The organism is Geodermatophilus ruber, from assembly GCF_900114385.1.
Lineage (GTDB): Bacteria > Actinomycetota > Actinomycetes > Mycobacteriales > Geodermatophilaceae > Geodermatophilus > Geodermatophilus ruber.
In genome coordinates this window covers 1-25,415 of sequence record NZ_FOSW01000015.1, presented here as the reverse complement: position 1 = coordinate 25,415, position 25,415 = coordinate 1, and the positions used below count along the sequence as shown (strand labels likewise).

Genomic DNA, 25,415 nt, shown 5'->3' with positions numbered 1-25,415 from the left:
GGCTGGCTCCTCTTCGCAGGTGGACAGGCCGACGGTATCCCGGCGCCCGGAGGCACCCGCCGGCCCGGGCTCAGCCGGCGGTCTCGACCAGCACGTCGATCTCCTGCTCGATGAGATCGGCCAGCACGTCCACGTCCCCGACGCTGTCCCGGTCGGCGTTGAGACCGAAGTACACCTGCCCGTCGTAGCTGGTGATCCCCACGGACAGGCCCTGCCCCGGGGCCAGCGGGATGACCGGGAACACCTCGAGCATGCGGCTGCCCGCCGCGTACAGCGGCATCTGCGGACCCGGCACGTTGGTGATCACCAGGTTGGACATCCGCCGCGAGAGGCCGCGGGCGGCGCGGGCACCGAGGGTGTGCAGTGTCGGCGGGGCGAACCCGGTGAGCGCGATGAGCGTCTCGGCGCCCACCGACCGGCCGTGGTGAGTGACCCCGCGCATCGCGTAGCTCAACCGCGCCAGCCGGACCCGCGGGTTGGGCTCGCCGACGGGGAGGTCGACCAGGTAGCTCGACACCCGGCTCCCGGGCGCCGCTTCCTCCTCGCCCTGGACCGAGACGGGCACCAGGGCGCGCACCGACGTCGACCCCAGCACCGCCTGCCCGCGCGACAGCAGCCAGTCGCGCACGGCACCGGCGACCACCGTGAGGAGGACGTCGTTGACCGTGCCGCCGTGAGCCTTGCGCACCCGCTTGACGGCATCGAGCTCGGCCCGGGCCACGGCGACCCGGCGCTGGCTGCCGCTGGTGCTGTTCAGCGGGCTGTGCGGAGCCGGGACGAGCGCCGAGCGGGTGGCCCGGACGACGCCACCGGCTGCGTGCGTCAGTCGCGCGCCGGTCGACCGCAGGTCGGTGACCGCGTGCCGGGCGGTCTCCACGGCGACCGACGGGCGCTGCACGTACTCCCCGACCGCCTCCCGCACCAACCGCAGCCCGCTGGGCAGACGCCGGGGCCGCCACTCCTCCCGCTGAGGGGCCGGAGCATCCGGGGAGGGGTCGAGCAGGACCTCGCCGATGTCGACCGCGCCGAGCCCGTCGACCAGCGCCGGATGCGTCTTGGTGATCACCGCGACCCGGCCGTCGGCGAGCCCCTCCACCAGGTACACCTCCCACAGCGGACGGGTCCGGTCCAGCGGCCGCGAGGTGATCCGGGAGACCAGCTCCAGCAGCTGCGCCTCGGCGCCCGGCCGCGGCAGGGCCGACCGGCGCACGTGGTACTCGACGTCGAAGTCGGGATCGTCGGCCCACACCGGGTTGGCGAGGTGCCCCGGAACCGCCAGGACCCGCTGCCGGTACCGCGGCACCAGCGGCAGTCGGGCCTCCACCAGCGCGGCGAGGGCATCCAGCCCACCGGGCGGCGGTTCCAGCACGAGGACACCCGCCACGTGCATCGGGTTGTCCGGCTTCTCCAGGTAGAGGAACGACGCGTCCAAGGTCGTCAGGCGTTCCGCCATCGATCTCCTCCCGATCCGGCGACCCACGCTACGACGGGTCGCCGTCCGGCGGCATGCCGGAGGCCCCGAGTGGGAGGGGTCACTCACCCCGCCCGCCGCCGCGCCCGGACCCGCCGCGCGGCCGGCTGCGGCACGCCCGCGAGCGAAGCCGCCATCGACCGCAGCTCGGTGCGCAGGGGCGAGCCCGCCGCCACCTCGGCCAGCGTGCGCCCGGAGGCGAGCGCGGCATCGGTGGCACGGCGGTCGGCGGGCAGGAAGAAGGCCACCTCCCGCCCGGCGAACCGCTCGAGGGCCCCCGCGATCTCCGCCCGGGGGTCACCCGGCACCGGCCCCCGGCGCACCTGGTTGACCACGACCAGCGGCTCCACCTCCGGCAGCACGTCCCGCAGGTCGCCCAGCGCGCGGATGCTGCGCTGCAACGCCACGGGATCGGCGCCGCTGACGCAGAGCACGGTGTCGGCGTCCTCGAGCACGGTCAACGTCGCCCCGTTGCGCCGCGGCGCGGCGGTGTCGAAGGAGAGCTCCTCGTCCTCCTCCAGGCTGAAGGAGCAGTCGACGACGGTGAGCCGGGCGACCCGGCGCGCCTCCTCCAGCACCGCGGCGACCCCGTGCGGTCGCAGCTCGGGCCAGCGGTCGGCGCGGGCCAGACCGGTCAGCACCCGCAGCCGCGGACGCACCGCCCACGCCAGCCGGCCGAGCGCGGCCTCGTCCAGGGTTCCCGCGCCGGCCAGCCGCGCCGCACCCGCGAGCCCAGGGGACTCGTCGAGCAGCCCGAGGACCTGCGCCACCACGCCGCCGTACACGTCGGCGTCGACGAGGAGGGTCTGCACGCCCAGGCGGGCGGCCTCGTCGGCGAGCCCGACCGCGACCGTGGTCCGGCCCGGCGCGCCGGTCGGGCCCCACACCGCGACGACGCGCCCCCGCCCCGGGGCCCGCTCCACGGAAGGCGCGCCCGGACCCGGCGCGGCCAGCGCTGCCTGCGGATCGGCGATCCCCCGCCCGGTGACCGGCCCGCCGGCAACCGCCTCGCGCAGCGCCGCCGCGATGACGTCCGGCTCGGCGTCGGCCGGCAGCACCCGCGCCACACCGAGGCCGCGCAGCCGGTCGGCGGCCCGGTCGTCACCCGGCTCCACCAGCCCGACGACGGCCACCCCGGTCGCGGCCAGCCGGGTGACCGTGTCGGCGTCCAGGCGCCGCAGGTCCGCGGACAGCAGTGCCGCCTGCCCCGTGCCGGTGGCCGCGGCGGCGAGCAGTTCGGAGACGTCGACGCAGCGGCGGACGACGGTCACCCCGTGGTCGGCGCGATCGAGCGCCCCCACCAGAGCGGACTCCCAGCCGGCGCCGGTGACCGCGGTGAAGACCTGCAGCGGCATCAGGGCGTCGGTTCCGCGGGGAAGACCGGGGAACCGGCGGTGGGCGACGGCGACGACGGCCCGGCGGACGACGGACCTTCGGTCGCCCCGGCACCGGAGGTGTCCACCGAGTCGTGCACGACGACCACCAGCGGCCGGCCGGCGATCGCCCCGAGAACCGCGGGCGCCCGGTCGGCAGCCACCGACACGACGACCTGCACGGTGGTGGTGGCCGTGGACAGCACGCCCTCGGACCGGCCGGAGAGGGCCTGGACCGGTGCGGCGCCGACGACCAGCGAGACGCCAGGGCCGTCCGCCGCGACGGCGCCCGCCACCGGGTCCGCGACGGCGTAGACGTCGACGACCTGCCCGCGCTGCAGGCCCGGCGGCACGAATCCCGCCTGCACGGGCAGCGCCAATTGCACGAGCTTCTCGGGCTCCTCCAGCGCCGACCTGGGCAGCAGCTCACCGCCGCCCACCGCGCGGGCCAGGGTGCGCCCCTCCGGGCGGGTGCTGGCGGCCAGGTAGGCAGCGGCGGCGTGGTCGAGCCGGACGTCGACGGCGACGAGGTCCTCGCCGGTGAGCACCGTGCCCGCGGACAGGTCCCCCGCGGCCGACCACACCGGCACGGTGGCGTCCGCGGCGGTCACCACCCGCGCGCCGAGCAGCACCGATCCGAGCACGAGCAGGACCCCGAGCACCAGGCGCAGGTCCAGCCAGCGGGGCGGCCGGACGCGGCGCGGCACGGGCCCCGCCGCGGGCTCGGCCGCCCCCGTGGAGCCGGGGACGGTGCGCGGTGCGCTCACAGCAGCAGCCCTCCGATCTGCGGAACGACCGTCGCCGGCCTCGAACGGCAACGGTCGGACGCAGATGATGCGACATGGATGCGGATCCGCGCATTCGCCGTCCACACGTTCGGGTGTGGACGGCGCGCATGCCACCCGGACGGGGCTGCCAGACTGTCCCCGACCGGACGGAGACCACCCCGATGCCCACACCGCGCTTCCTGACCCTCGACGACGTCGCCGAGATCCTCAACGTGTCGTGGTCGCAGGCCTATGCGCTCGTCCGCCGCAAGGAACTGATCGCCATCCAGATCGGCGGCCGCGGCCAGTGGCGCGTCGAGGTCGACGAGCTGGAGCGGTTCATCCAGCAGAAGTACGCCGAGGCCCGCGCCGGCACGGTTCCCGAGCAGCCCGCGCCTGCCGAGTCCGGCCAGCCGGCCGAGGAGGCCGCTGCGCAGGACGCCGCGCCCGGAGGGCGCCGCCGCTGAGCCGGCTCAGCCCAGGCCCGGGCTGAGCGTGCGCACCACGGCGATCGCCGGGAGAGCCAGGGCCCGCACGCCGCGGACGGCCGCCGCACGGCGCGGCAGGTCGGCCGCGTGCTCGGCCAGTTCGACGTAGTCCGCGCCCACCCGGTCGACAGTCCCGCTGTACAGGGTGCCGTCGTCGAGGATCACCTGCACCGCGCTGCGGTCACGGGCCAGGCCGCGCAGGGCCCGGCGCAGGTCGAGCCCCGTGCGGACGGATCCTTCCGGTGCGGGCAGCCCGGTGCTCAGCCCCAGCCCGGCCACCGACCGCACCGCCGCGGTGGCCACCAGCACGTCCCTGCGCGCGCCGTCGGTGAGCAGCAGCCAGTCGCTCCCCACCTCCGCCAGCACACCGGAGACGTCCCCGGCGCCCTGACAGCGCAGCGCCAGCGTCCGGCCCTGCGCACCGGCCAACCTCTCGACCAGCCGGATGGCGCCGACCTCCGCGCGCCGGCGCGATCCGTCCTCGGCCCGCTCGGCGGTCGCCTCCGCCGCCTCGAACTCGGCCTGCAGATCGGCGAACAACTGCTGCCAGCGCATCCGGCACCTCCCCGCACGAGCCTAGATCCATGCGAACTCTTGTATTTGCTTGCGTTTGATTGATTTAGTAACGACCTGCCCGCGGTTGTCGAGGAGGAGACATGTCGATACGGCGCCTGATCAGCACGACCGCGGCGATGCTGGGCGCGGCCGCCGCCCTGCGCACGGTCACGCCCGACCTGTCCTGGCTGAGCGACACCGGCGCCGACCTCCAGCGCGCTACCGACACCGTCGGGGCCGAGACCCTGCTGCTCTCCGGGGTCGCCGCCCTCGCCTGGGCCGTCTGGGCCTGGGGCCTGCTCGGCCTGCTGCTCACCGCGCTGTCGGCACTGCCGGGCGCCGCCGGGGCGCTCGCCCGCGCGGTCGCCACCCGCCTGCTCCCCGCCGGCGCCCGCCGCGCCGCCGCGCTGGCACTCGGCGTCGGGCTGGTCACCGGGGCTCCCCTGCTCGCCGGCTGCGGACCGGCACCGGCACCGGCGGCCTCCGTCGCGACCGGCGCCGCGTCGTCGGCCGGCGCCCCGGTGCCGGACTGGCCGGCCGCGGCCAGCACGCCGGCCCGCGTCCTCGACGGCCCGGTACCGGACTGGCCGGTGACGCCCCCGGCCACGGCTACCGGCACCGGCACCGGCACCGGCACCCCCGACCGCACCGCCCCGGTCCCCGACTGGTCGCGCCCGGCACCCGGTGAACACGTCGTCCTGCGCGGTCAGTGCCTGTGGGACATCGCGGCCCGGGACCTGCGCGACCGCACCGGGCAGGAGCCGACGAACGGGGCGGTCGCCGAGGCCGTCGGCGCCTGGTGGCACGCCAACGCGGCCGTGATCGGCCCCGATCCCGACGTCCTGCTGCCCGGCCAGGTCCTCCGCCACCCGACCGCGCCGTGACCGTCCGTCTCACCCCCGCCCGCACGACCGATCCGGAGCCCCCGATGACCGCGCCCTCCTCCCCCGCCCCGACGACGGAGCCCGGCCGGCTGACCGCGGCCACGCTGCGGCTGGTGGTGGTCCCGACGCCGCAGCCACCGCTCGAGGAGGAGCCGCTGCTGCGGCTGGTGGTGCCCGGGGTCCCGGTGCCGCGGCCCCCGCACCGCCCCGGTCCCCGCCCGCGCAGCGAGGACGCCGACGACGGCTTCCCGGCCGGCTTCGGTCCCACCTGGTCGGTCCGGGCCGACCTCCCGGACCCGCAGACCGCGGGGCGGCGGCTGCTCACCCTCACGCTCGAGGCGCTGGCCGGGCGCCGTCCGCTGCTCCAGGTGCAGCCGCTGACGTCGACGGGGGTCTACGCCGCGCTGACCAGCGGCCGCCGTCCCCCGTGGTGCGCCGGCGGCACCGCGCCGGTGCTGGTGGGGCCGGTTCACGTGTGCGAGCCGGTGGACGGCGTCGCGGAGGTCAGCGCGGTGGCGCGGCGGTCCGGCCGGGCGCACGCGGTCGCCGCACGGCTGGAGGGCATCGACGGGCGGTGGCGCTGCACGGCGCTGCAGATCGGCTGAGGCGGCCGGCGCCGCGGACGACGACGCCCCCGCCGGGTGGACCCGGCGGGGGCGTCGTCACGAGCGCAGTGCTCAGGAGGCGGAGGGCGCCCCGTGGCAGGCCTTGTACTTCTTGCCCGAGCCGCACGGGCACGGCGCGTTGCGGGCCGGCTCCTTGGTGCCGGTCACCGTGGCGGTCTTGGCCGCCTTGGCCGCACCGCTCTCCTTGGGCGAGGGGTCCAGGGACGGCGCCGAGTAGCTCAGCTGCTCGGTGGTCCGCCGGGACTCGTCCAGGCCCTTGACCGCCAGCTCCGGACCTGCCTCCGGGCGCGGGGCGTCGGCCACCGGGGCCGCCGGAGCAGCCTCGGCCGCCGGGGCGGCCTTCCTCGCCGCACCCGAGCGCCGCGCCGAGGGAGCCGGAGCGGGAGCAGCCGCCCGGCCGTTGCCACCCCCGTCGCCGGCGGCTGCGGCCGCCGCCTGCCGGGCCAGCACCCGCGCCGTGCCCTCCTGGGCGGCGGCGAGCGCCTGGGCCTCCGCCTCGGCCTGCTTGGCCCGGGCCTCGGCCTCCTGCTGCTCCTTGGTCTTCACCTCCAGGTGGAACAGGAAGCCGACCGACTCCTCCTTGATGCCGTCGAGCATCTGGTTGAACATGTCGTAGCCCTCGCGCTGGTACTCCACGACCGGGTCGCGGTTGGCCATGGCGCGCAGGTGGATGCCGGCCCGCAGGTAGTCCATCTCGTAGAGGTGCTCGCGCCACTTGCGGTCGAGCACCGAGAGCAGCACCCGCCGCTCCAGCTCCCGCATGACCTCCGCGCCGAGCGTGGCCTCCCGCTCCTCGTAGGCGCGGTGCACGTCCTCGAGCAGCTCGGTCTTCAGCACGTCGGCGGTCAGGGCGGCCTGCTCGCCGTCGGCGACCCGGTCCAGCAGCTCCTGGCGGTCCAGGCCCACGGGGTAGAGCGCCTTGAGGCCGGTCCACAGCTGGTCGAGGTCCCAGTCCTCGGCGTAGCCGGCCTCGGTCGCGCCGTCGACGTAGGCGCTGACGACGTCGTCGACCATGGCCTGCACCTGCTCGTGCAGGTCCTCACCGTTGAGCACCTTGCGCCGCTCGTCGTAGATGACGGTGCGCTGGCGGTTGAGCACCTCGTCGTACTTGAGGACGTCCTTGCGGACCTCGAAGTTCTGCTGCTCGACCTGCGTCTGCGCCGAGCGGATGGCCCGGGTGACCATCTTCGACTCGATCGGCTGGTCCTCGGGGACCCGCAGCGTGGTCATCATCGACTCGAGCATCGGGCCGTTGAAGCGCCGCATCAGGTCGTCGCCCAGCGACAGGTAGAAGCGGGACTCGCCCGGGTCACCCTGCCGGCCCGACCGGCCGCGCAGCTGGTTGTCGATGCGCCGGCTCTCGTGCCGCTCGGTGCCCAGCACGTAGAGCCCGCCGGCCTCGCTGACCCGCTCGTGCTCGGCCGCCACCTGCTCCTTGGCCTTGGCCAGCGCGTCGTCCCACGCGGCCTCGTACTCCTCGGGGGTCTCCGCCGGCGACAGGCCACGGGCGCGCAGCTCCTCGTCGGCGATGAACTCCGGGTTGCCGCCGAGCTGGATGTCGGTACCGCGGCCGGCCATGTTGGTGGCCACGGTGACCGCGCCCAGCCGCCCGGCCTGGGCGACGATGTGCGCCTCACGCGCGTGGTTCTTCGCGTTGAGCACCTCGTGCGGGATGCCCCGGCGGAGCAGCAGCTTGGAGAGGACCTCGGACTTCTCGACGCTCGCGGTGCCCACCAGCACCGGCTGGCCGGCTTCGTGCCGCTCGGCGATGTCCTCGATGACCGCGTCGAACTTCCCCTTCTCCGTCTTGTAGATGACGTCGGAGCGGTCCTCACGGACCATCGGCCGGTTCGTCGGGATCGGGACGACGCCCAGGTTGTAGGTCTGGGAGAGCTCGGCCGCCTCGGTCTGGGCGGTACCGGTCATCCCCGAGAGCTTCTCGTAGAGCCGGAAGTAGTTCTGCAGCGTGATCGTGGCGAGGGTCTGGTTCTCGTCCTTGATCTGCACCTTCTCCTTGGCCTCGATGGCCTGGTGCATGCCCTCGTTGTAGCGCCGCCCGGCGAGCACGCGGCCGGTGAACTCGTCGACGATGAGCACCTCGCCGTTGCTGACGATGTACTGCTGATCGCGGTGGAAGAGCTCCTTGGCCTTCAGCGCGTTGTTCAGGTAGCTGATCAGCGGCGAGTTGACCGCCTCGTAGAGGTTGTCGATGCCGAGCTGGTCCTCGACGAACTCCACGCCCTCCTCGGTGATGGCGACCGTGCGCTTGGCCTCCTCCACCTCGTAGTGGACGTCGCGCTTGAGCAGCGGCGCGATGCGGGCGAACTCGCCGTACCACTTGGCGCTCTGCTCGGCCGGGCCGCTGATGATCAGCGGGGTGCGGGCCTCGTCGATGAGGATCGAATCGACCTCGTCGACGACCGCGAAGTGGTGCCCGCGCTGGACCAGGTTGGCCTTGCTCCAGGCCATGTTGTCGCGCAGATAGTCGAAGCCGAACTCGTTGTTCGTGCCGTAGGTGATGTCGGCGGCGTACTGCTCGCGGCGGTGCTCCGGCTGCTCGCCGGAGAGGATGACGCCCACCGACAGGCCCAGGAACCGGTGCACCCGGCCCATCCACTCGGCGTCGCGCTTGGCCAGGTAGTCGTTGACCGTGATGACGTGCACGCCGTTGCCGGTCAGCGCGTTGAGGTAGGCCGGCAACACGCCGGTGAGGGTCTTGCCCTCACCGGTCTTCATCTCGGCGATGTTGCCCAGGTGCAGCGCCGCACCGCCCATGATCTGGACGCGGAAGTGCCGCTGCCCCAGGGTGCGCGTGGCAGCCTCCCGGACGACGGCGAAGGCCTCCGGGAGGAGCTGGTCGAGGGTCTCGCCGTCGGCCAGGCGCTCCTTGAACTCGTCGGTCTTGGCCCGCAGCTCCGCGTCGGTGAGCTCGGCGACGTCATCCGCCAGCGACTCGACCGCATCGGCGATCTTGTTCAGTCGTCGGAGGAGCTTGCCCTCACCGGCTCGAAGGATCTTGGAGAACACCACATACCCAGCGTAGGCGGCCGGACGGCGAGACCGGTGTCCGTGGCACACAATCCGCCGGTGGCACACGACCCGGGCACCCTGAACCCCAGCATGCTCACCTTCCTCACCGAACGGCACCTGGCCACGCTGACCACGCTGCGGGCCGACGGCAGCCCGCACGTGGTCCCGGTCGGGGTGACCTTCGACGCCGCGACGCGCACCGCCCGGGTGATCACCTCCGGCACGTCGGCCAAGGCCCACCACGTGCGGGCGGGTCAGCGGCGGGTCGCCGTCTGCCAGGTCGACGGCCGCCGCTGGGTCACCCTCGAAGGGACGGCGGTGGTGCGCGACGATCCGGCCTCGGTCGCCGACGCCGAGCGGCGCTACGCGCTGCGGTACCGGACGCCGCGGGAGAACCCGGCGCGGGTGGTGCTGGAGATCTCGGTCGACCGGGTGCTGGGGAACGCCTGACGGGCCGGGGCATGCCGGTGGCGGTCGAGGTGGACGGCCCCCGGGCCGATGCGGTGCTCTTCGGCCGGGTGGCCGGGGAGTGAACCGGGTGGCCGGGGAGTGAAGCGGTGGCCGGGGACGCGCACCGTAGGCGTCCCCGGCCACCGTGCGGGCGCTACAGCGCGGTTGCCGCGGGCTGGGCGGGCTGCCGCTCGGCGCTGCCGTCGAGCGACGGCTCGGCGAGCCGGATGAGGCCGTAGTCGTAGGCATGCCGGCGGTAGACCACCGTCGGCCGGCCGGTCTCGGCGCACAGGAAGAGGTAGAAGTCGTGGCCGACCAGTTCCATCTCGAGGAGCGCCTGGTCGACGGTCATCGGCGTGGCGGGATGCTGCTTCTCCCGGACGATCCGGCCGGGCAGGTGCTCGTCGAGATCGGTGTACTGCGTCCCCTCGGCGAGTCTGCGCTCAGCCTCCAGCGCCTCGAGGGTGTCGGCCGCGGCCGCACCGTTGAGCCGGACGCTTTCCGGGGTGCGCCGGCCGTGGTGCACCCGGCGGCGGTCGGCGGCCTTGCGGAGCCGGTTGTCGAGCTTGCCCGCGGCCATGTCCAGCGCCGCGTAGAAGTCGTGCGCGCAGGCCTCGGCCCGGACGACCGGGCCCTTGCCGCGCAAGGTGATCTCCACGCGCTGGCAGCTCGCCGACTGGCGCGGATTCTTCTCGTGGAACAGCTCCACATCCATGCGGAGCAACTTCAGCTTGCCGTCGAAGCGTTCGAGCTGGCCGACCTTGTCCTCGACATGCTGTCGATAGTGCTCAGGGACTTCGACGTTGCGGCCACGGACCACGATCTCCATGAGACCTCCCGGTAGGACGGGCTGTGATCGCTTCCACGCTAGTCGCCGGATATCGGTCTCGACAGTCGGTCCACCAGATCGGACCGGCCCGTTCCGTAGGGACTTAAGACCCTGGCCCGGAATTCCGGGGGTAATGGAGCCGGATCCCGTCGCGGGGTCGCCGCGATCACCGCCGCCAGCACCGGCGTGTCCGCCTCCGGGCGTGTCGCGCCCAGCGCCGCCGAGGCCTCGGTGAGCGTCGCGCCCGTCGTCACGACGTCGTCGACGAGCACCAGCACCGCGTCGCCGGGAACGGCGGGCAGCCGCGGGGCGAGAACGAAGGTGCCGGCCAGGTTGGCCCGCCGCTGTGCCGCCGACAGCCCGGCCGAGTCGCGGGCCCGCCCGGCGCGGCGCAGCAGCCGCGCGGTAGCCGCCGGGACGCCGGCCGCGCGCAGCTCGGCGACCGCCCGGCCGGTGAGCTCCCGCACGTGGTCGCGCCCCCGGACCCGCAGCGCCGCCCGCCCGCTGGGCACGGGGACCAGCAGGACCGGGCGCCCGGCGGCGGAACCGTCGGCGGTGCCGGAGAGGACCGCGGCGACGGCCAGCGCCAGAGCGGTGCCGAGCGGGCGGGCCAGCTCGGCCCGCCCGCGTTCCTTGAAGGCGTTGACCGCCGGGCGCACCGGGCCGGCGTAGGGGCCGGCGGCCACCGTGGGCGGGAAGCCGGAAGGGAAGCGCCGCGGCTGGGCCAGCTGCGGCCGGGTGAGCAGCGCCGCGCACCGTCGGCACAGCACCGGACCGGGCACCGCGCAGCCCGCGCAGGTGCGGGGCAGCACCAGGTCCGCGAGCGCCGCCAGCAGCCCGCCGTCCACTCCCCCAGGGTTCACCGTGGGGAGCGCCGGCCCCAGCGCTGCCGGCGATCTGTGGACGCCGGTCTACAGGGGGTAGAACGGCTCGATCCCGGGTACCGGCTGCTGGCCGCGGACCAGGGTCACCCAGGTACCGCCGGCCAGCTGCCAGATGGTGCCGCCGGCGCTGACCAGCGGGGAGCGGCCGGGCGCGGCGGCGACCCCCGTCGGCTGGCTCGGCAGCCCGGCCGTCGCCATGTCCGACAGCCCCCACCCGTCCACCCCGACCACGTACGGGGCGATGCCGTCCTGCCCCGCGTCGCCGGCCAGGACCATCAGGCTCCCGGCCGTGCGCCAGGCGACGTCCACGACCTGGGACAGCGTGGGCGCCACCTCCCGCAGGTCGCGCAGGGCCACCGGCCCCTCCTCGGAGCGCACGATCGTGCCGACGAACAGGCGCACCCCCTGGGACGTCTCGATGACCACGGCCGCCCGGACCCCGTCGGGCGAGAGCTGCAGCACCTGCGCCCGCCCCAGGCCGGCCAGCGTGGGGGCGTTGACCGCCTGCGGCGCCCCCTCCGCGGGCACCCGCACCACCGCTCCGCCGTCCCGCACCAGCCAGAACTCCGGGCGGGTGGCGGCCGTCGTCGGGGCGGTGAGGCTGGCCCCCGTGAGCACCGGCGCCAGCTCGCCCCCGTACCGCCCGGACAGCAGCGTGGCCTGACCGTCCCTCGCCACCGTGCCGGCCATCGCCGTCAGCTCTCCGGTGCGGCTGTCGACGGTGACCGCCGCGCTGGTGAGGCCGTAGGCGCCGGCACCCGCCGGTCCGGGCGCCGGGGCGTCGTCCACGGTGCGCAGGGCGCCGCCGTCGAGGTAGTGGCCGACCGCGTCGACCGGGACCGCGTCGGAGCCGAAGGACGCCCAGTCCTCGACGGTCTGCAGCATCGGGACGCCGTCGAGGCCGAGCAGCTCCCCGTCGACGCGGATCTCCACCGTGCGGGCCAGCGGGCGCAGCGTCCACACCAACTGGGCGGAGAGCTCGGACCGCTGCGCCGGGGAGGCGTCCGCCAGGCCGGTGAGGTCGACGGTGACCGTCTGACCGGTGAGCGTCACGGTGCTGCGCAGCGCCGCCCCCGACAGCGCGTTGCGCACCCCGGCGCTCAGCACCGACGACGGGCCGTCCAGCAGCCGCTCGACCAGCACGGTGGGCTGCGCCTCACCGTTGATCAGGTAGCGCGGGTCGGGCACCACGCGCTGGTTGGTCGGGTCGAGGAAGTAGAGGTCCCGCCGGTCGTAGAGCCGCTCGAAGTCCGGCTCGAGGATCAGCAACCCGTCCGGCGGGTTGGCGATGCGCCACTCCCCGTCGACCTCCTGGAGCGTGAACTCGCGGGTGAACAGGTCCTGCGGGGCCACGGTGAACACGCCCCGCTGGTCGACGGCGCCGACCAGGGTCGCGGTCACCACGACCGTGCCGGCATCGGTGGTCACGGTGGCGTAGTCCTGGCCCAGCACGGTGATGCCGGCGTCGTCCGACCACGAGACCGCCGGACCCGGCGCCAGGTGCTCGCGGGCCACCGGGTGGCCGCGCACCTCGCTCGCGGCCGCGTCGAGGAACCCGCGGACGATCTCCTCGGGGCTGGCGCCTGGCTCGGGCGGCAGCGGGTCGATGCCGACGTCGCCGTCCGGCCGGGTGGGCGCCTCCGTGATCTGCACCGGCGCCGAGCTCGACGGCACGATCGAGCAGGCGCTCAGCAGCAGGAGCAGCAGCACCAGGACACCGGCACGACTCGTCATGCGGCCCCTCCGGGCCCGCGCACGGCCGACGGACGCAGGGCCAGCGGGGAGCTGGTCAGCTCCGATCCGGAGACCAGCGGCAGCGTCAGCCGGAACTGGGCACCGGCCCCGGGCTGGCCCCACACCTGCAGCCAGCCGCCGTGCAGGCGGGCGTCCTCGAGGCTGATCGACAACCCGAGCCCGCTGCCGCCCACCGTGCGCACCCGCGAGGGGTCGGCCCGCCAGAACCGGTCGAAGACGTGCTGGGCCTCCGCGGAGCTCAGCCCCACCCCGAAGTCGCGGACGGTGACCGCGCCCGCCGTCCGGTTGGCCGCCCAGGTGACCTGCACCGGCTTGCCCGAGCCGTGCTCGATGGCGTTGCCGATCAGGTTGCGCAGGATCCGCTCGACCCGCCGCCCGTCGACCTCGGCGATGACCTTCTCCGCCGGGCCGCTGACCGTCAGCTCGCACCCGTGCCGCTCCGCCAGCGCGTTCATCGAGCCGGCCACCCGGCCGACCAGCGCGCCGAGGTCCGTGGGGGCCCAGTCCAGGACGGCGGCCCCGGCGTCGTAGCGGCTGATCTCCAGCAGGTCCGAGAGCAGCCGCTCGAACCGGTCGAGTTCGGCGTGCAGCAGCTCGGCCGAGCGGCCGACGTGCGCGGGGAAGTCGCCCCGGGACTCGTAGAGGATCTCCGCGGCCATCTGCACCGTGGTCAGCGGGGTGCGCAGCTCGTGGGAGACGTCGGAGGTGAACCGCTGCTGCAGCTGGGAGAGCCCCTCCAGCTGGGTGATCTGGCGTTGCAGGCTGTCGGCCATCGCGTTGAAGCTGGTCGCCAGCCGGGCCAGGTCGTCCTCGCCGCGCACGGCCATGCGCTCCTCCAGCTGCCCCTCGGCCAGCCGCTGGGCGGTGCCCGCGGCGCGGCGCACCGGGTCGACGACCAGCCGGGTGACCAGCACACCGATGCCGACGACGAAGAGCGTGAGGGCGATACCGCTGATGCCCACGGTGCTGCGGATCAGCGACAGGCTCTCCTCCTCCTGGTCGAGGGGAAAGGCGTAGTACAGCTCGATCCGCTCGGCCGAGGAGGCGTCGCTGGGCACCGGCGAGCCGATGAGCAGGGTCGGGCGGGGCTCGCCTGCGCCGTTGGGCAGCATCGCGTACTGGTAGGACTGCCCGCCGCCGTCGACGTCGGCGCGCAGCCCGGGCGGGATGGCCGGGTAGATCCCGCGCCGGCTGGTGGCGGTGCGGGGGGTGTCACCGCTGCGGTACACCATGGCGACGTCGAAGTCGCCGGCCGAGCCACCCCGCTCCCGCAGCTGGCGGACCGTGCGGCCCAGCGTCTCCCGGACGCTGGCCGCGTCGCCGGAAGCGATGCCGGTGACCTCGGTCTGCGCGTAGAACACCCCGGCCTGGGCCTGGTCGATGGCCGCGTCTTCCTTCACCGACAGCAGCTGGTCACGGATCTGGCTGAACAGCACCATGCTGACGATCACCACGACGGTGCCGGCGACGAGCATGGTGATCGCCCCGACGCGGATCTGCAGCGACGAGCGCCAGGCGTGCGCCGCCCGGTCGGCCAGCCGCTGCAGCAGCCGGCGGCCCCGGCCGGCCCGGCGGCGCAGCTCCCGCCGCCACGACGTGAGCTCCGCGGGCAGCCGGCGGCGCGGCGCGGCCGGCGTCCCGGCAGGGACCTCCGGCGCGGGGGGCAGGTGCTGCGGGGTCTCCGCCTCCGGGGGTGCGGGGCGGATGCTCACGGCCGGACGGGCCTCACGGTGCACTCGGGTTCACGCCCGCCCGGCGGAGCCGGCCAGGGGGCAGAGCCGCTCACGGTGGGCCGGCCTTGTAGCCGACGCCCCGGACGGTCAGCACGATCTCCGGTCGCTCGGGGTCGCGCTCGATCTTGGCCCGCAGCCGCTGCACGTGGACGTTGACCAGCCGGGTGTCGGCCGCGTGCCGGTAGCCCCACACCTGCTCGAGCAGCAGCTCGCGGGTGAACACCTGGCGCGGCTTGCGGGCCAGGGCCACGAGCAGATCGAACTCCAGCGGGGTCAGCGCGATCGGCACACCGTCCCGGGTGACCTGGTGGGCCGGGACGTCGATCTGCACGTCGCCGATGCTGAGGTTCTCCGCCTGGCTGGTCTCCCCGCGGCGCAGCTGGGCGCGCACGCGGGCGACCAGCTCCACCGGCTTGAACGGCTTGGTGACGTAGTCGTCGGCGCCGGCCTCGAGCCCCTGGACGACGTCGATCGTGTCGCCCTTGGCGGTGAGCATGACGATCGGCACGGTCGACTGGGTGCGGATGTCCTGGCAGATCTGCAGGCCGTTGCGGCCGGGCAGCATGAGGTCGAGCAGGACGATGTCGGGGCGGGTCTGCTGGAAAACCCCCACCGCGCGGTTGCCGTCGGAGACGAAGGCCGGTTCGTAGCCCTCGCGCCGGAGCACGATGCCGAGCATCTCGGCGAGGGCGGCGTCGTCGTCGACGACCAGGACTCGGCCTCTGCTGGACCCGTTCTGGGGTGCGGTGGCTGGCACGGCGCCCATTCTGCGCTGTTCAGCGCCGAAGGTGGCCCACCCGCCCGGGTGACGTGCCGGACGGGTGGGACCAACCCCGCCCTGCGCATGCGCAGGGCGGGGGGACGGACGGCCCCGCAGGGTCCCGCCGCGAGCCTGGTGACCTCCGAGGGACCACGCTTCCCCCCACGCCTCGCAAACTCGGCGCGGGACCCTGAAGCGTGGCCGTCAGTAGCGGTAGTGGTCGGACTTGAACGGGCCCTCGACCGGGACGCCGAGGTAGTCGGCCTGCACCTTGGTCAGCTCGGTGAGCTTCACCCCGAGAGCGTCGAGGTGCAGCCGGGCCACGTGCTCGTCGAGCTTCTTGGGCAGCACGGTCACCGTCGGCGCCTGGTCCTCGTAGGCGGCCCGGTTGGTCCACAGCTCGATCTGCGCCAGCACCTGGTTGGAGAACGAGTTGCTCATCACGAAGCTGGGGTGGCCGGTGGCGTTGCCCAGGTTCAGCAGCCGGCCCTCGGAGAGCACGATGATCGTGTGGCCGTCGGCGAACCGCCACTCGTCGACCTGCGGCTTGATGTTGGTCTTCGTGATGCCGGGCGTGCGGGCCAGGCCGGCCATGTCGATCTCGTTGTCGAAGTGGCCGATGTTGCCGACGATCGCCTGGTGCTTGGTCCGGCCCAGCTGCTCGGCGGTGATGACGTCGCGGTTCCCGGTGGCCGTGACGATGATGTCGGCCTGGTCGATCACGTCGTCGAGCGTGGCGACCTGGTAGCCCTCCATCGCCGCCTGCAGCGCGCAGATCGGGTCGATCTCGGTGACGATCACCCTGGCGCCCTGGCCGCGCAGCGCCTCGGCGCAGCCCTTGCCGACGTCGCCGTAGCCGCAGACCACGGCCACCTTGCCGCCGATCATCACGTCGGTGGCGCGGTTGATGCCGTCGATCAGCGAGTGGCGGCAGCCGTAGAGGTTGTCGAACTTGCTCTTGGTGACCGAGTCGTTGACGTTGATCGCCGGGAACAGCAGCCGGCCGTCGCGGGCCAGCTCGTAGAGCCGCATGACGCCGGTGGTGGTCTCCTCCGTGACGCCCTTGATCTCCTGCCCGATCCGGCTCCAGTAGCCGGGGTCCTGCGCGAGGGTGCCGCGCAGCACGTCGAGGATGACGCCGTACTCCTCGGAGTCGGCCTCGGTGGTGTCGGGGACGGCGCCGTCGGCCTCGAAGCGGGTGCCCAGGTGGACGAGCAGGGTGGCGTCACCGCCGTCGTCCAGGAGCATGTTCGGCCCGACGACCGCGCCGTTCTCGTCGCGGAACTCGAAGAGCCGCTGCGTGCACCACCAGTACTCGGGCAGCGTCTCGCCCTTCCAGGCGAACACCGGCACGCCGGTGGGCTGCTCGGGGGTGCCGTCGCCGACGACGATCGCCGCGGCGGCGTGGTCCTGGGTGGAGAAGATGTTGCAGCTGACCCAGCGGACGTCGGCGCCCAGCGCCACGAGGGTCTCGATGAGGACGGCGGTCTGCACGGTCATGTGCAGCGAGCCGGCGATCCGCGCGCCGGCCAGCGGCTGCTGGTCGCCGTACTCCTCTCGGAGAGCCATCAGGCCGGGCATCTCGTGCTCGGCGAGGGTGATCTCCTTGCGGCCGAACCCGGCCAGGGAGAGGTCGGCGACCGTGAAGTCGCCGTCGGGAAGTACACGGGTGCCGGTGGTGGCGGTCATGTCGCTCCAGGTCCGCCCGCCCGGGCGGACGGGCTCGCGTCGGTTGCCAACGGAAGAGCGAGCATGCCGAGGCTTCGGCGGGGCTCGTACCGCGGACCAGGATACGCGGCGGCCGGCGGGCCGCTCAGGACTCGCAGCCGACGCCGTCGCCGTCCCCGTCGAACGTGTCCCGCCAGCCGGGATCGCCCCGGTGGATCGGGGCGGCACCGGCCGCGCGGACCGCGGCGCAGTCGGCGTAGGCGACCTCCGTCGGCGGTGCGGGCTCCGGCGCCGGGGCGGTGACCCCGTCCGGCAGCGGCTCCTCCGGGCAGGTGCTGAGCACGGTGGCCACGGCGTTGCGCTCGGCGCGGGTCATCCACAGGCCGTACTCGACCTTGACCGCCACCTGCCGGGCGACGTAGGCGCACCGGTAGCCGGTGGCCGGGGGCAGCCAGGTGGCCGCGTCGCCGTCGCCCTTCTGCATGTTGAGCCCGCCGTCGACGGCGAGCAGGTTCAGCGGGTCGTTGTAGAAGGCGACCCGCGTGCCGGCGTCCCACTGCTGGGCACCCTTCTGCCAGGCGTCGGAGACCGCCACCACGTGGTCGATCTGCACGTCGTCGCTGGTGTCCTGGCCGCGCCGGAAGTCGATGGTGCGCCCGGAGTAGGGGTCGGCCAGTGTGCCGGTGAGGACGACGCAGTCGTTGCTGCCGGGCCGGAAGGTCTCCCCGGTCAGGTCGCGGGCGAGGATGTCGTTGCGGGCGTCGCAGCCGTTGCGGTCGGGGTCCCCCCAGCCGTCGCCGAAGAGGTCGCGCTCGTAGCCGGTGCGCGGGGCCCGCCCCTTGACCTCCACCTGGCCGACGGTGGCCAGGGCGGATCCGGGCGGCGCCGCGGCGATGGCGTCGACGGCCGCCTCGTCGGAGAGGACGCCGGTGCCGGCGTCCTGGAGCAGCTCGCAGCCGACGAGGCCGCCGGCGAGCGCGAGGGTCAGCGCGCCGGCGGCGATCCGCCGCGCGATGGAACCTGGACGGACGGACACGGAGCACTCCCGACTGGAACCGGAAGGCCCGATGCTAGGTGCTCGCGGCGGCCCGCCGGCGCCGCGGCCGGGTGGGCCCGGTCACCCGCGAAGGTTCGTGGTGGTGCGGAACAGCAGCGCCGGGCCGCGGGCGCTCACCGGCGCCCCGGCGGGGACGAACGCCGACTGCCCCTTCTCCAGCACCAGCTCGCCGTCGGCGGCGGCCAGCACCGCCCGGCCCTCGGTGCACAGCAGCACCTGCGGGCCGCGGGTGGTGAGCGTGCCGGCCTGGTCGTCGAGCTCCACGCGGGTGAGGTCGAAGTCCTCCACCGGCACCCGGTAGCGCAGCCCGCCGGGCCCGAGCACGGGGTGCAGGACGGGGATCCGGCCGTCGCTGAAGTCCAGCACCTCGATCAGCGCCGCCAGGTCGACGTGCTTGCGGGTCAGCCCGCCGCGCAGCACGTTGTCCGAGCTGGCCATCACCTCGACACCGGCGCCGGACAGGTAGGCGTGCAGGTTGCCGGCCGGCAGGAACACCGCCTCGCCCGGCGCCAGCTTGAGGTGGTTGCACATCAGCGAGATCACCACGCCGGCGTCGCCGGGATAGGACTCGGCGAGGGCGGCCGCCCACCGGTAGGTGTTGATGAACTCCGGGTCGTGCGCCGCCACGAAGGTCGCCGCCTTGCTGGCGACCGCCTCGACCAGCGCGGCGCGCCGCTTGCCCGACAGCGCCAGCAGCTGTGGGATGGCCGCGCGCAGCCCGCCGCGGGCCAGCGCCGCGATCGTCGGCTTGAGCTCGGGCACCTGCAGCTTGGCCAGGCAGTGCAGCGACTCCTCGACCGGCCGGAAGCCGCAGAGCGCCTCGAAGGTGGTCAGCGCCAGCAGCAGCTCCGGCTTGTGCCACGGGTCCTTGAAGGTCCGCGTCGGGTCGTCGTGCGGGATCCCGGCGGCCTCCTCGGCGGCGTAACCGGCCGCGGCCTGCTCCATGGTCGGGTGCGCCTGCAGCGACAGCGGGGTGTCGGCGGCGAGCACCTTCACGAGGAAGGGCAGCCGCGGGCCGAACCGCTCCACCACCGCGGGGCCCAGCAGCCGTTCGGCCTCCTCGGCGATCGCCGTGTCCAGCGAGCGGCCGTCGTCGAGCCGGCTGGGGTCGTCCGGGTGGGCTCCCATCCAGAGCTCCGCGTGGGGCCGCTCCGCCGGGCTTGGCTGGCCCAGCAGCTCGGGGATCACGGTCCGGCTACCCCACGGATAGAAGCGAATTGCGCTGGTGAGCTGCCACATCACGGAGGAGGCTACTGGCGTCGCGCGCACACCCGTCATGATCGGATCGCACGGGCCCCGGCGGATCCCCCCAAGGGGTCAGACCGCGCCTCGGGTCCGACTCCGCGCCGGACGTGCCGAGCCTGCGAGGACCGGGAGGGGGTCCATTCTCCGGGAGGGGGCCTTCCTCAGACGGCGGCGCGCACGTCCGGGGCGCCGAGCCGTGCCGCGTCGGCGGTGCGGTCGTCGGGCATCCGCTGCGACTCCCGCTCGGCCTCGACCCGGGCCCGGTAGTGCGCCACCTCGCGCTCGGTGCGTTCCCGGCCCCAGCCGAGCGTCTCCGCCATGAGCGCGGCGACCGCCGGCGCGGACCCGGTGCCGCGGTGCGGGGTCGTGATCGAGACGCGGGTGCGCCGGGTGAGGACGTCGTCGAGATGCAGCGCGCCCTCGGCGGTGACCGCGTGCACGACCTCGGCTGCCAGGTGCGCCGCGGCGCCGGGCAGCGGCCGGCCCAGCGCCGGGTCGGCGCGGACCAGGTCGAGCACCTCGCCGATGCGGTCCCCGTGCCGGTGCAGCAACCGTGCGACGGCGTCCTCGGGCAGGCCGCTGGTGGCGGCGAGCTGCGGTGCGGTGTCCCGGACGGCGTCCCAGCGGCGGGCGCCGACCAGCGGCAGATGCGCGGTGGCCGACGGCGGGACGCCGGGCAGCCCGACGGTGGCGGCGTCGACGGCGTCGGCGGCCATCACCCGGTAGGTCGTGTACTTGCCGCCGGCGACCAGCACCAGACCGGGCACCGGGGTGACGGCGGCGTGCTCGCGGGAGAGCCGGCTGGTCTGGTCGGCCTCGCCGTGCAGCAGCGGCCGCAGCCCCGCGTAGACACCGATGATCTGGTCGGCGGTGACCGGGCGGGACAGCACCCGGTTGACCTGGTCGAGCAGGTAGCCGATGTCGGCGCTGCTGGCCGCGGGGTGGTCGCGGTCCAGCTGCCACGGGGTGTCGGTGGTGCCGATGATCCACGCCTCGCCCCAGGGGATGACGAACAGCACGCTGGTCGGCGTGCGCAGGATCAGCCCCGGGCGCTCGCCGTCGGGCAGGCTGCCGCCGTCGATCGCCGACCGGGGCACCACCAGGTGCACGCCCTTGGAGGCGCGCACCCGCAGGCCGGGGGCGGCGTCGCCGAGCATCGCGCCGACGTCGTCGCTCCACACGCCGGTCGCCGCGACGACGCTGCGGGCGCGAACGGTGAACGAGGAGCCGTCGGTGAGGTCGGCGACCTGCACGCCGACCACCGGCGCCTGCGACCCGGTGCCGTCGCGCAGCAGCCCGGTGACGCGGGCGCTGGAGAGCACCCGGGCGCCGTAGCCGGCCGCCGTCCGGACGACGGCGAGGGTGTGCCGGGCGTCGTCGACCTGCGCGTCCCAGTACCGGATGGCCCCGCGGACGATGTCGGGGCGCAGCGCCGGGAACGCCTCGACGGTGGCCCGCCGCGACAGGTGCCGGTGCAGGGGCACGACCCGGTCGGCCTCCAGGGCGGCGCCCAGCGCGTCGTAGAGCGCCGCCCCGGCGCCGTAGTAGGCGCGCTGCCACGCCGGCGCGGTCAGCGGCAGCAGGAAGGGCAGCGGGCGCACCAGGTGCGGTGCGATCGTCTGCACCAGCCGGGTGCGCTCGTGCAGGGCCTCCCGGACCAGCGGGAAGGCCAGCTGCTCCAGGTAGCGCAGCCCACCGTGGATCAGCTTGCTCGACCGGCTGGAGGTGCCGGCCGCCCAGTCGCGGGCCTCGAGCAGCCCGACGGTGAGGCCACGGCTGGCCGCGTCCAGGGCGGCGCCGGCACCGGTCACGCCGCCGCCGATGACCAGCACGTCGACGACCTCGTCGGCCAGCCCGGCGCGGTCGGCCTGCCGGCGGGCCGGCGACAGGTGCGTACGGCTCATGCCCCCACTGTGCCCCGGAGCACCGACAGGTCGGCCGGTCAGGCCTCCGGGGCGCCGGTCGCGGCCGGCACCTGGGCCCGGCGGATGTCGGGCTCGAGGTAGATGACCCGGGCGATCGGCACCGAGGCGCGGATCCGCGCCTCGGCGTCGTCGATCAGCCGAGCGATGCCCTCCGCCGTCTCGTCGGGCGGCGCGGCGATCTTGGCCGCGACCAGCAGCTCGTCGGGGCCCAGGTGCAGGGTCTTCATGTGGATCACCGAGACCCCGGCCTGCTCGAGGGCGGTGACGATCTTGCGCTGGTCCTCGGGGGTGGCCGACTCGCCGAGCAGCAGGCTCTTGGTCTCGATCGCGAGGATCACGGCGATGACCACGAGCAGGAGGCCGATGGCAACGGTGCCGAGGCCGTCGAAGACGCCGTTGCCGGTGATCGTCGCCAGGCCCACGCCGAGCAGCGCCAGCACCAGACCGGTCAGCGCACCGACGTCCTCGAGCAGGATGACCGGTAGCTCCGGCGAGCGGGCGTGGCGGATGAACGACCAGTAGCTCCGCGTCGGCGGCTTGACCGCCGCGGTCTCCTTGACCGCCGTGCGCAGCGAGAAGCTCTCCAGCGCGATCGCGACCACCAGGACGCCGATCGCCCACTGCGGGGACGTCAGCTCCTCGGGGTGGGTGAGCTTGTGGTAGCCCTCGTAGAGGGCGAACAGGCCACCGAGGCTGAACAGCACGATCGCGACGATGAAGCTGTAGATGTAGCGGTCGCGGCCGAAGCCGAACGGGTGCTCGGGGGTGGCCGCCCGCCGGGCCCGCTTCCCGCCGACCAGCAGCAGCACCTGGTTGCCGGAGTCGGCGACCGAGTGGATCGCCTCGGCCAGCATCGAGGACGCACCGGTCACCACGTAGGCGACGAACTTCGCGATGGCGATCCCGAGGTTGGCCAGCAGCGCGGCGATGATCGCCTTGGTGCCGTGGCCCCCGCCGTGCTCGGCGCCGGCGTGGTCGCTCGCTTCGGGGGCCGCGGGGGTGTCGGCACTCATGAGTGGTTGGCCCTCTCCGAGTCCAGTGCCAGCGCGAGGTAGACAGCGGTGAAGTCGGCGACGGCCAGCTGCTGGGCCAGTCGTGGGAGGCGACCGTGGCGCGCCGGGTCGCCGTGCTCGGCCAGCCCGCTGACCGGCACGTTCGAGCCGGTCGCGGTGCGCAGCACCTCGTGCAGCGCCTCGCGGGCCGAGCGGGGGTCGCGCTCCCCGCCGCCGTCGTGCTCGCCCCCGTCGGTGTCGCGCACGGTGATCAGCCGCAGCCGGCGGCCGGTGTCCTCGGCGCGGTCGCGGAAGAAGTCGTCCTCGCCGCCGCGCGGGGCCAGCGGCCCGCCGAGGACGGAGCAGGCGGCCACCCGCTGGTCGGGCAGCCGGAAGGTGGTGGCCGGCAGCCCGGCGAGGGTGGCCAGCTGGTCGGCGATCCGGGTGGCGGCGGTGCCGGCCAGGGGGCCCTCGGCGGCGATGACCGGCAGCGCGTCGAGCAGCTCGAGGGCCAGCGTCTTCGCCGGGTTGACGAACGACTCCTGGGCCGGGCCGCACTCGGTGGCGACCTCGTCGAGGGCGTCGGCGATCGCCGCGAGGTCGGCCGTCGCCTCGGAGACCAGCTCCAGGTCGACGGCGAGCTTCAGCAGCGGGGTCAGCAGCGACCACAGCGTGGTGTGCCGCACCCGCGACCGCGGCAGCGGCACGTACGGCGCGCGGGCGGTGGAGCAGGCGGCGCGCAGCGGGGCGTCCTCGGCGCCGATGCCCAGCAGCGACACGCCGCGGCGGGCGGCCTCGTAGGCCGGGGCCACCGCGTACTGGCCGGCGCCGGTCCGGGTGGCGACGACGGCGATGTCGCTCGGCCCGGTCCACACCGGCAGATCCGGCCCCGGGACGATGTCGACGGTCACCGGGCTGGCCGGCCCGAGCAGCGCCCGCAGCACCTGGGCGGCCACCGCGCCCTCCCGGCGGGCGACGATGACCAGGCCGCGGGGGCGGCCGCCGCCGGTGATCCGCTCGAGGCCGGCCTCCTCGGTCAGCCGGGCGGTCTCGCGCACCTGCGCGCCGGCGCCGGCGACCGCCGGGAGCAGCCCGCGCGGGTCACGGGCGCGCAGCATGTCGAGGTCGTCGAGCACCTCCTCGGCCAGCTCGGGCGAGGTCATGCTGTCCGGTGCCTGGCCTCGTCGAGCAGCAGCACGGGGATGCCGTCGCGCACCGGGAACGCGCGGTCGCACGTCGTGCACAGCAGCTCACCGGCCTCCTCGTCCACCGTCAGCGGGCTGTGGTGGGTGTCGGGGCAGGCGAGGATCTCCAGCAGCGCCGGGTCCAGCCCCAGGGGTCCTCCAGCGGTCATGCGCGCACCATCTCCAGTACTCGGTCCCGCAGCTCGGTCATGCGCGCCGCATCGGGCGCTTCCACGTTCAACCGCAGCAGCGGCTCGGTGTTGCTGGCCCGCAGGTTGAACCAGGAGCCGTCGGGGAGGTCGACGGTCAGGCCGTCCAGCTCGTCGACGGTGACGCCGTCCTGGCCCGCGAACGCCTCGCGGACCGCCTTGGTGCGTCCCGCCGCGTCCTCCACCGTCGAGTTGATCTCGCCGGAGGCGACGTAGCGGCTGTAGGCGGCGGTGAGCTCGGACAGCGGCCGGCTCTGCTCCCCCAGCGCGGCGAGCACGTGCATGCCGGCGAGCATGCCCGTATCGGCCCGCCAGAAATCGCGGAAGTAGTAGTGCGCCGAGTGCTCGCCCCCGAAGACGGCGTCGGTGCGCGCCATCTCGGCCTTGATGAAGGAGTGCCCGACCCGCGTGCGCACCGGCCGCCCGCCGTGCTCGCGGACGATCTCGGGCACGGCGCGCGAGGTGATCAGGTTGTGGATGATCGTCGTCCCGCGGCCCTTGGCCAGCTCGCGGACGGCGACCAGCGCGGTGATCGCCGAGGGGCTGACCGGCTCGCCGCGCTCGTCGACGACGAACACCCGGTCGGCGTCGCCGTCGAAGGCCAGGCCGAGGTCGGCACCCTCGCGGCGGACCGCGGCCTGCAGGTCGACCAGGTTGGCCGGGTCCAGCGGGTTGGCCTCGTGGTTGGGGAAGGAGCCGTCGAGCTCGAAGTAGAGCGGGACGATGTCCAGCGGCAGGTCGGCGAGGACGACGGGGACGGTGTGCCCGCCCATGCCGTTGCCGGCGTCGACGACGACCTTCAGCGGGCGCACCGTGGACAGGTCGACCAGCGCACGCAGGTGCGCGGCGTACTCGGCCAGCACGTCGCGGGAGGTGACCTCGCCGATGCGGCCGGGCACCCGGTCGTAGGCGTTCCGCTCGGCCCACTCGCGGACGGTGGCCAGCCCGGACTCCTGCCCCACGGGGGCGGCGCCGGCGCGGCACAGCTTGATGCCGTTGTACCGGGCCGGGTTGTGGCTGGCGGTGAACATCGCGCCGGGGATCCCCAGGGACCCGGAGGCGAAGTAGAGCAGGTCGGTGGACCCGAGCCCGGCCTCGACGACGTCGAGGCCGCGGCCGATCACGCCCTCGGCGAACGCCCGCGAGAGGGGCACCGAGGACTGGCGCATGTCGTGGGCGGTGACGATCGCGGTCGCGCCGCTCTCGGCTGCCACGAACTCGGCAAAGGCCGCGCCGATCCGGCGGGCGACGTCCTCGTCCCACTCGTCGGGGACGACACCGCGGACGTCGTAGGCCTTGATGATCGAGGAAAGATCCGCGCTGCGTCCGTCGCGTTCGCTCGCCAGCTCGCTCACGTGTTCACCCTCGCCGGAGACCGGTCGCCGGCTCCCCGGCCGACGACGCCGGTCGACCCTATAAGGACCCCGTCCTCCTCACGCCTCGCACGCTCGGCGCGAGCCTCCGGACGGGGCCGGGCGAAACCTTCAGGGAACGCCTCGCACGCTCGGCGCGAGCCTCCGGACGGGGCCG

22 protein-coding genes are annotated in these 25,415 nt (G+C 74.6%); 4 read left to right on the top strand and 18 right to left on the bottom strand.

Annotation, left to right across the window (positions count from 1 at the left end; all coding sequences use genetic code 11):
* Window positions 1–70: 70 nt before the first annotated feature.
* From BMZ50_RS19730 to BMZ50_RS19720, 3 genes are all read right to left on the bottom strand, one after another.
* Complete coding sequence (locus BMZ50_RS19730) at window positions 71–1,453, bottom strand: WS/DGAT/MGAT family O-acyltransferase (protein WP_091328662.1); 1,383 nt, start codon at window positions 1,451–1,453, stop codon at window positions 71–73.
* 83 nt (window positions 1,454–1,536) lie between these two features.
* Entirely contained in the window at window positions 1,537–2,826 is a 1,290-nt protein-coding gene (locus BMZ50_RS19725; RefSeq protein WP_091328660.1) for a CpaE/TadZ family protein, read from the bottom strand.
* Window positions 2,826–3,611 (bottom strand): SAF domain-containing protein, encoded by a 786-nt coding sequence (locus BMZ50_RS19720; RefSeq protein WP_091328659.1) that lies wholly within the window; start codon window positions 3,609–3,611, stop codon window positions 2,826–2,828. Before BMZ50_RS19720 ends, BMZ50_RS19725 begins: the two co-directional genes overlap by 1 nt.
* Before the next feature lie 182 nt (window positions 3,612–3,793).
* Here BMZ50_RS19720 and BMZ50_RS19715 point away from each other — a divergent pair, with 182 nt between their 5' ends.
* Window positions 3,794–4,078 (top strand): helix-turn-helix domain-containing protein, encoded by a 285-nt coding sequence (locus BMZ50_RS19715; RefSeq protein ID WP_091328657.1) that lies wholly within the window; start codon window positions 3,794–3,796, stop codon window positions 4,076–4,078.
* 6 nt (window positions 4,079–4,084) lie between these two features.
* Here BMZ50_RS19715 and BMZ50_RS19710 read toward each other — a convergent pair whose 3' ends face one another.
* A complete protein-coding gene (locus BMZ50_RS19710) occupies window positions 4,085–4,654 on the bottom strand; it encodes a hypothetical protein (protein ID WP_091328655.1) in 570 nt (189 codons plus the stop codon).
* 101 nt (window positions 4,655–4,755) lie between these two features.
* On the opposite strand from BMZ50_RS19710, the gene BMZ50_RS19705 reads away from it, so the two are divergent.
* Window positions 4,756–5,538 (top strand): LysM peptidoglycan-binding domain-containing protein, encoded by a 783-nt coding sequence (locus BMZ50_RS19705; RefSeq protein WP_091328653.1) that lies wholly within the window; start codon window positions 4,756–4,758, stop codon window positions 5,536–5,538.
* Window positions 5,539–5,582: 44 nt separating this feature from the next.
* The gene (locus BMZ50_RS19700; RefSeq protein ID WP_091328842.1) at window positions 5,583–6,143 is read left to right on the top strand and encodes an Rv3235 family protein; all 561 of its coding nucleotides are present in this window, start codon (window positions 5,583–5,585) and stop codon (window positions 6,141–6,143) included.
* Between the two features lie 72 nt (window positions 6,144–6,215).
* Here BMZ50_RS19700 and secA read toward each other — a convergent pair whose 3' ends face one another.
* On the bottom strand, window positions 6,216–9,194 hold the full coding sequence (gene secA, locus BMZ50_RS19695; protein WP_091328649.1) for a preprotein translocase subunit SecA: 2,979 nt from the start codon (window positions 9,192–9,194) through the stop codon (window positions 6,216–6,218).
* Window positions 9,195–9,251: 57 nt separating this feature from the next.
* On the opposite strand from secA, the gene BMZ50_RS19690 reads away from it, so the two are divergent.
* Window positions 9,252–9,644 carry a pyridoxamine 5'-phosphate oxidase family protein gene (locus BMZ50_RS19690; RefSeq protein WP_281245447.1) on the top strand — a complete coding sequence of 131 codons (393 nt, stop codon included), beginning with the start codon at window positions 9,252–9,254 and terminating at the stop codon, window positions 9,642–9,644.
* A gap of 154 nt (window positions 9,645–9,798) precedes the next feature.
* On the opposite strand, the gene hpf is transcribed toward BMZ50_RS19690, so the two are convergent.
* The 13 genes from hpf to BMZ50_RS19625 form a co-directional block, all read right to left on the bottom strand.
* Entirely contained in the window at window positions 9,799–10,473 is a 675-nt protein-coding gene (hpf, locus tag BMZ50_RS19685) for a ribosome hibernation-promoting factor, HPF/YfiA family (protein WP_091328647.1), read from the bottom strand.
* Window positions 10,474–10,511: 38 nt separating this feature from the next.
* Complete coding sequence (locus tag BMZ50_RS19680) at window positions 10,512–11,336, bottom strand: ComF family protein (RefSeq protein WP_245753752.1); 825 nt, start codon at window positions 11,334–11,336, stop codon at window positions 10,512–10,514.
* Between the two features lie 48 nt (window positions 11,337–11,384).
* Window positions 11,385–13,091: an LpqB family beta-propeller domain-containing protein gene (locus BMZ50_RS19675; RefSeq protein WP_091328645.1), complete on the bottom strand. Its 1,707-nt coding sequence runs from the start codon at window positions 13,089–13,091 to the stop codon at window positions 11,385–11,387.
* The gene (gene mtrB, locus BMZ50_RS19670; protein WP_091328838.1) at window positions 13,088–14,824 is read right to left on the bottom strand and encodes an MtrAB system histidine kinase MtrB; all 1,737 of its coding nucleotides are present in this window, start codon (window positions 14,822–14,824) and stop codon (window positions 13,088–13,090) included. Before mtrB ends, BMZ50_RS19675 begins: the two co-directional genes overlap by 4 nt.
* 70 nt (window positions 14,825–14,894) lie before the next feature.
* On the bottom strand, window positions 14,895–15,611 hold the full coding sequence (mtrA, locus tag BMZ50_RS19665) for an MtrAB system response regulator MtrA (RefSeq protein ID WP_091328641.1): 717 nt from the start codon (window positions 15,609–15,611) through the stop codon (window positions 14,895–14,897).
* Window positions 15,612–15,809: 198 nt separating this feature from the next.
* Entirely contained in the window at window positions 15,810–17,294 is a 1,485-nt protein-coding gene (ahcY, locus tag BMZ50_RS19660) for an adenosylhomocysteinase (protein WP_091328638.1), read from the bottom strand.
* Between the two features lie 124 nt (window positions 17,295–17,418).
* Window positions 17,419–18,309, bottom strand: coding sequence for a GmrSD restriction endonuclease domain-containing protein (locus BMZ50_RS19655; RefSeq protein ID WP_091328634.1), 891 nt, complete (start codon window positions 18,307–18,309; stop codon window positions 17,419–17,421).
* 81 nt (window positions 18,310–18,390) lie between these two features.
* Window positions 18,391–19,569, bottom strand: coding sequence for a mannose-6-phosphate isomerase, class I (gene manA / locus BMZ50_RS19650; protein ID WP_091328631.1), 1,179 nt, complete (start codon window positions 19,567–19,569; stop codon window positions 18,391–18,393).
* Between the two features lie 167 nt (window positions 19,570–19,736).
* Window positions 19,737–21,479 (bottom strand): glycerol-3-phosphate dehydrogenase/oxidase, encoded by a 1,743-nt coding sequence (locus BMZ50_RS19645; protein ID WP_091328628.1) that lies wholly within the window; start codon window positions 21,477–21,479, stop codon window positions 19,737–19,739.
* Window positions 21,480–21,517: 38 nt separating this feature from the next.
* Complete coding sequence (locus tag BMZ50_RS19640) at window positions 21,518–22,513, bottom strand: cation diffusion facilitator family transporter (RefSeq protein ID WP_091328623.1); 996 nt, start codon at window positions 22,511–22,513, stop codon at window positions 21,518–21,520.
* Window positions 22,510–23,655 carry an SIS domain-containing protein gene (locus tag BMZ50_RS19635; protein ID WP_091328620.1) on the bottom strand — a complete coding sequence of 382 codons (1,146 nt, stop codon included), beginning with the start codon at window positions 23,653–23,655 and terminating at the stop codon, window positions 22,510–22,512. The genes BMZ50_RS19640 and BMZ50_RS19635 overlap by 4 nt, the downstream gene beginning before the upstream one ends.
* Window positions 23,652–23,846, bottom strand: a complete 195-nt coding sequence (locus BMZ50_RS19630) for a Trm112 family protein (protein WP_091328617.1) — start codon at window positions 23,844–23,846, stop codon at window positions 23,652–23,654. Before BMZ50_RS19630 ends, BMZ50_RS19635 begins: the two co-directional genes overlap by 4 nt.
* A complete protein-coding gene (locus tag BMZ50_RS19625) occupies window positions 23,843–25,240 on the bottom strand; it encodes a phosphomannomutase/phosphoglucomutase (RefSeq protein WP_245753751.1) in 1,398 nt (465 codons plus the stop codon). Before BMZ50_RS19625 ends, BMZ50_RS19630 begins: the two co-directional genes overlap by 4 nt.
* Window positions 25,241–25,415: the final 175 nt, after the last annotated feature.

Coding starts and splice junctions, on each gene's coding strand:
- BMZ50_RS19730 (WP_091328662.1), bottom strand. CDS start 1,453: ATGGCGGAACGCCTGACGACCTTGGACGCGTCGTTCCTCTACCTGGAG.
- BMZ50_RS19715 (WP_091328657.1), top strand. CDS start 3,794: ATGCCCACACCGCGCTTCCTGACCCTCGACGACGTCGCCGAGATCCTC.
- BMZ50_RS19725 (WP_091328660.1), bottom strand. CDS start 2,826: ATGCCGCTGCAGGTCTTCACCGCGGTCACCGGCGCCGGCTGGGAGTCC.
- BMZ50_RS19675 (WP_091328645.1), bottom strand. CDS start 13,091: ATGACGAGTCGTGCCGGTGTCCTGGTGCTGCTGCTCCTGCTGCTGAGC.
- mtrA (WP_091328641.1), bottom strand. CDS start 15,611: ATGGGCGCCGTGCCAGCCACCGCACCCCAGAACGGGTCCAGCAGAGGC.
- ahcY (WP_091328638.1), bottom strand. CDS start 17,294: ATGACCGCCACCACCGGCACCCGTGTACTTCCCGACGGCGACTTCACG.
- manA (WP_091328631.1), bottom strand. CDS start 19,569: ATGTGGCAGCTCACCAGCGCAATTCGCTTCTATCCGTGGGGTAGCCGG.
- BMZ50_RS19705 (WP_091328653.1), top strand. CDS start 4,756: ATGTCGATACGGCGCCTGATCAGCACGACCGCGGCGATGCTGGGCGCG.
- BMZ50_RS19710 (WP_091328655.1), bottom strand. CDS start 4,654: ATGCGCTGGCAGCAGTTGTTCGCCGATCTGCAGGCCGAGTTCGAGGCG.
- BMZ50_RS19645 (WP_091328628.1), bottom strand. CDS start 21,479: ATGAGCCGTACGCACCTGTCGCCGGCCCGCCGGCAGGCCGACCGCGCC.
- BMZ50_RS19630 (WP_091328617.1), bottom strand. CDS start 23,846: ATGACCGCTGGAGGACCCCTGGGGCTGGACCCGGCGCTGCTGGAGATC.
- BMZ50_RS19700 (WP_091328842.1), top strand. CDS start 5,583: ATGACCGCGCCCTCCTCCCCCGCCCCGACGACGGAGCCCGGCCGGCTG.
- BMZ50_RS19635 (WP_091328620.1), bottom strand. CDS start 23,655: ATGACCTCGCCCGAGCTGGCCGAGGAGGTGCTCGACGACCTCGACATG.
- BMZ50_RS19640 (WP_091328623.1), bottom strand. CDS start 22,513: ATGAGTGCCGACACCCCCGCGGCCCCCGAAGCGAGCGACCACGCCGGC.
- hpf (WP_091328647.1), bottom strand. CDS start 10,473: ATGGAGATCGTGGTCCGTGGCCGCAACGTCGAAGTCCCTGAGCACTAT.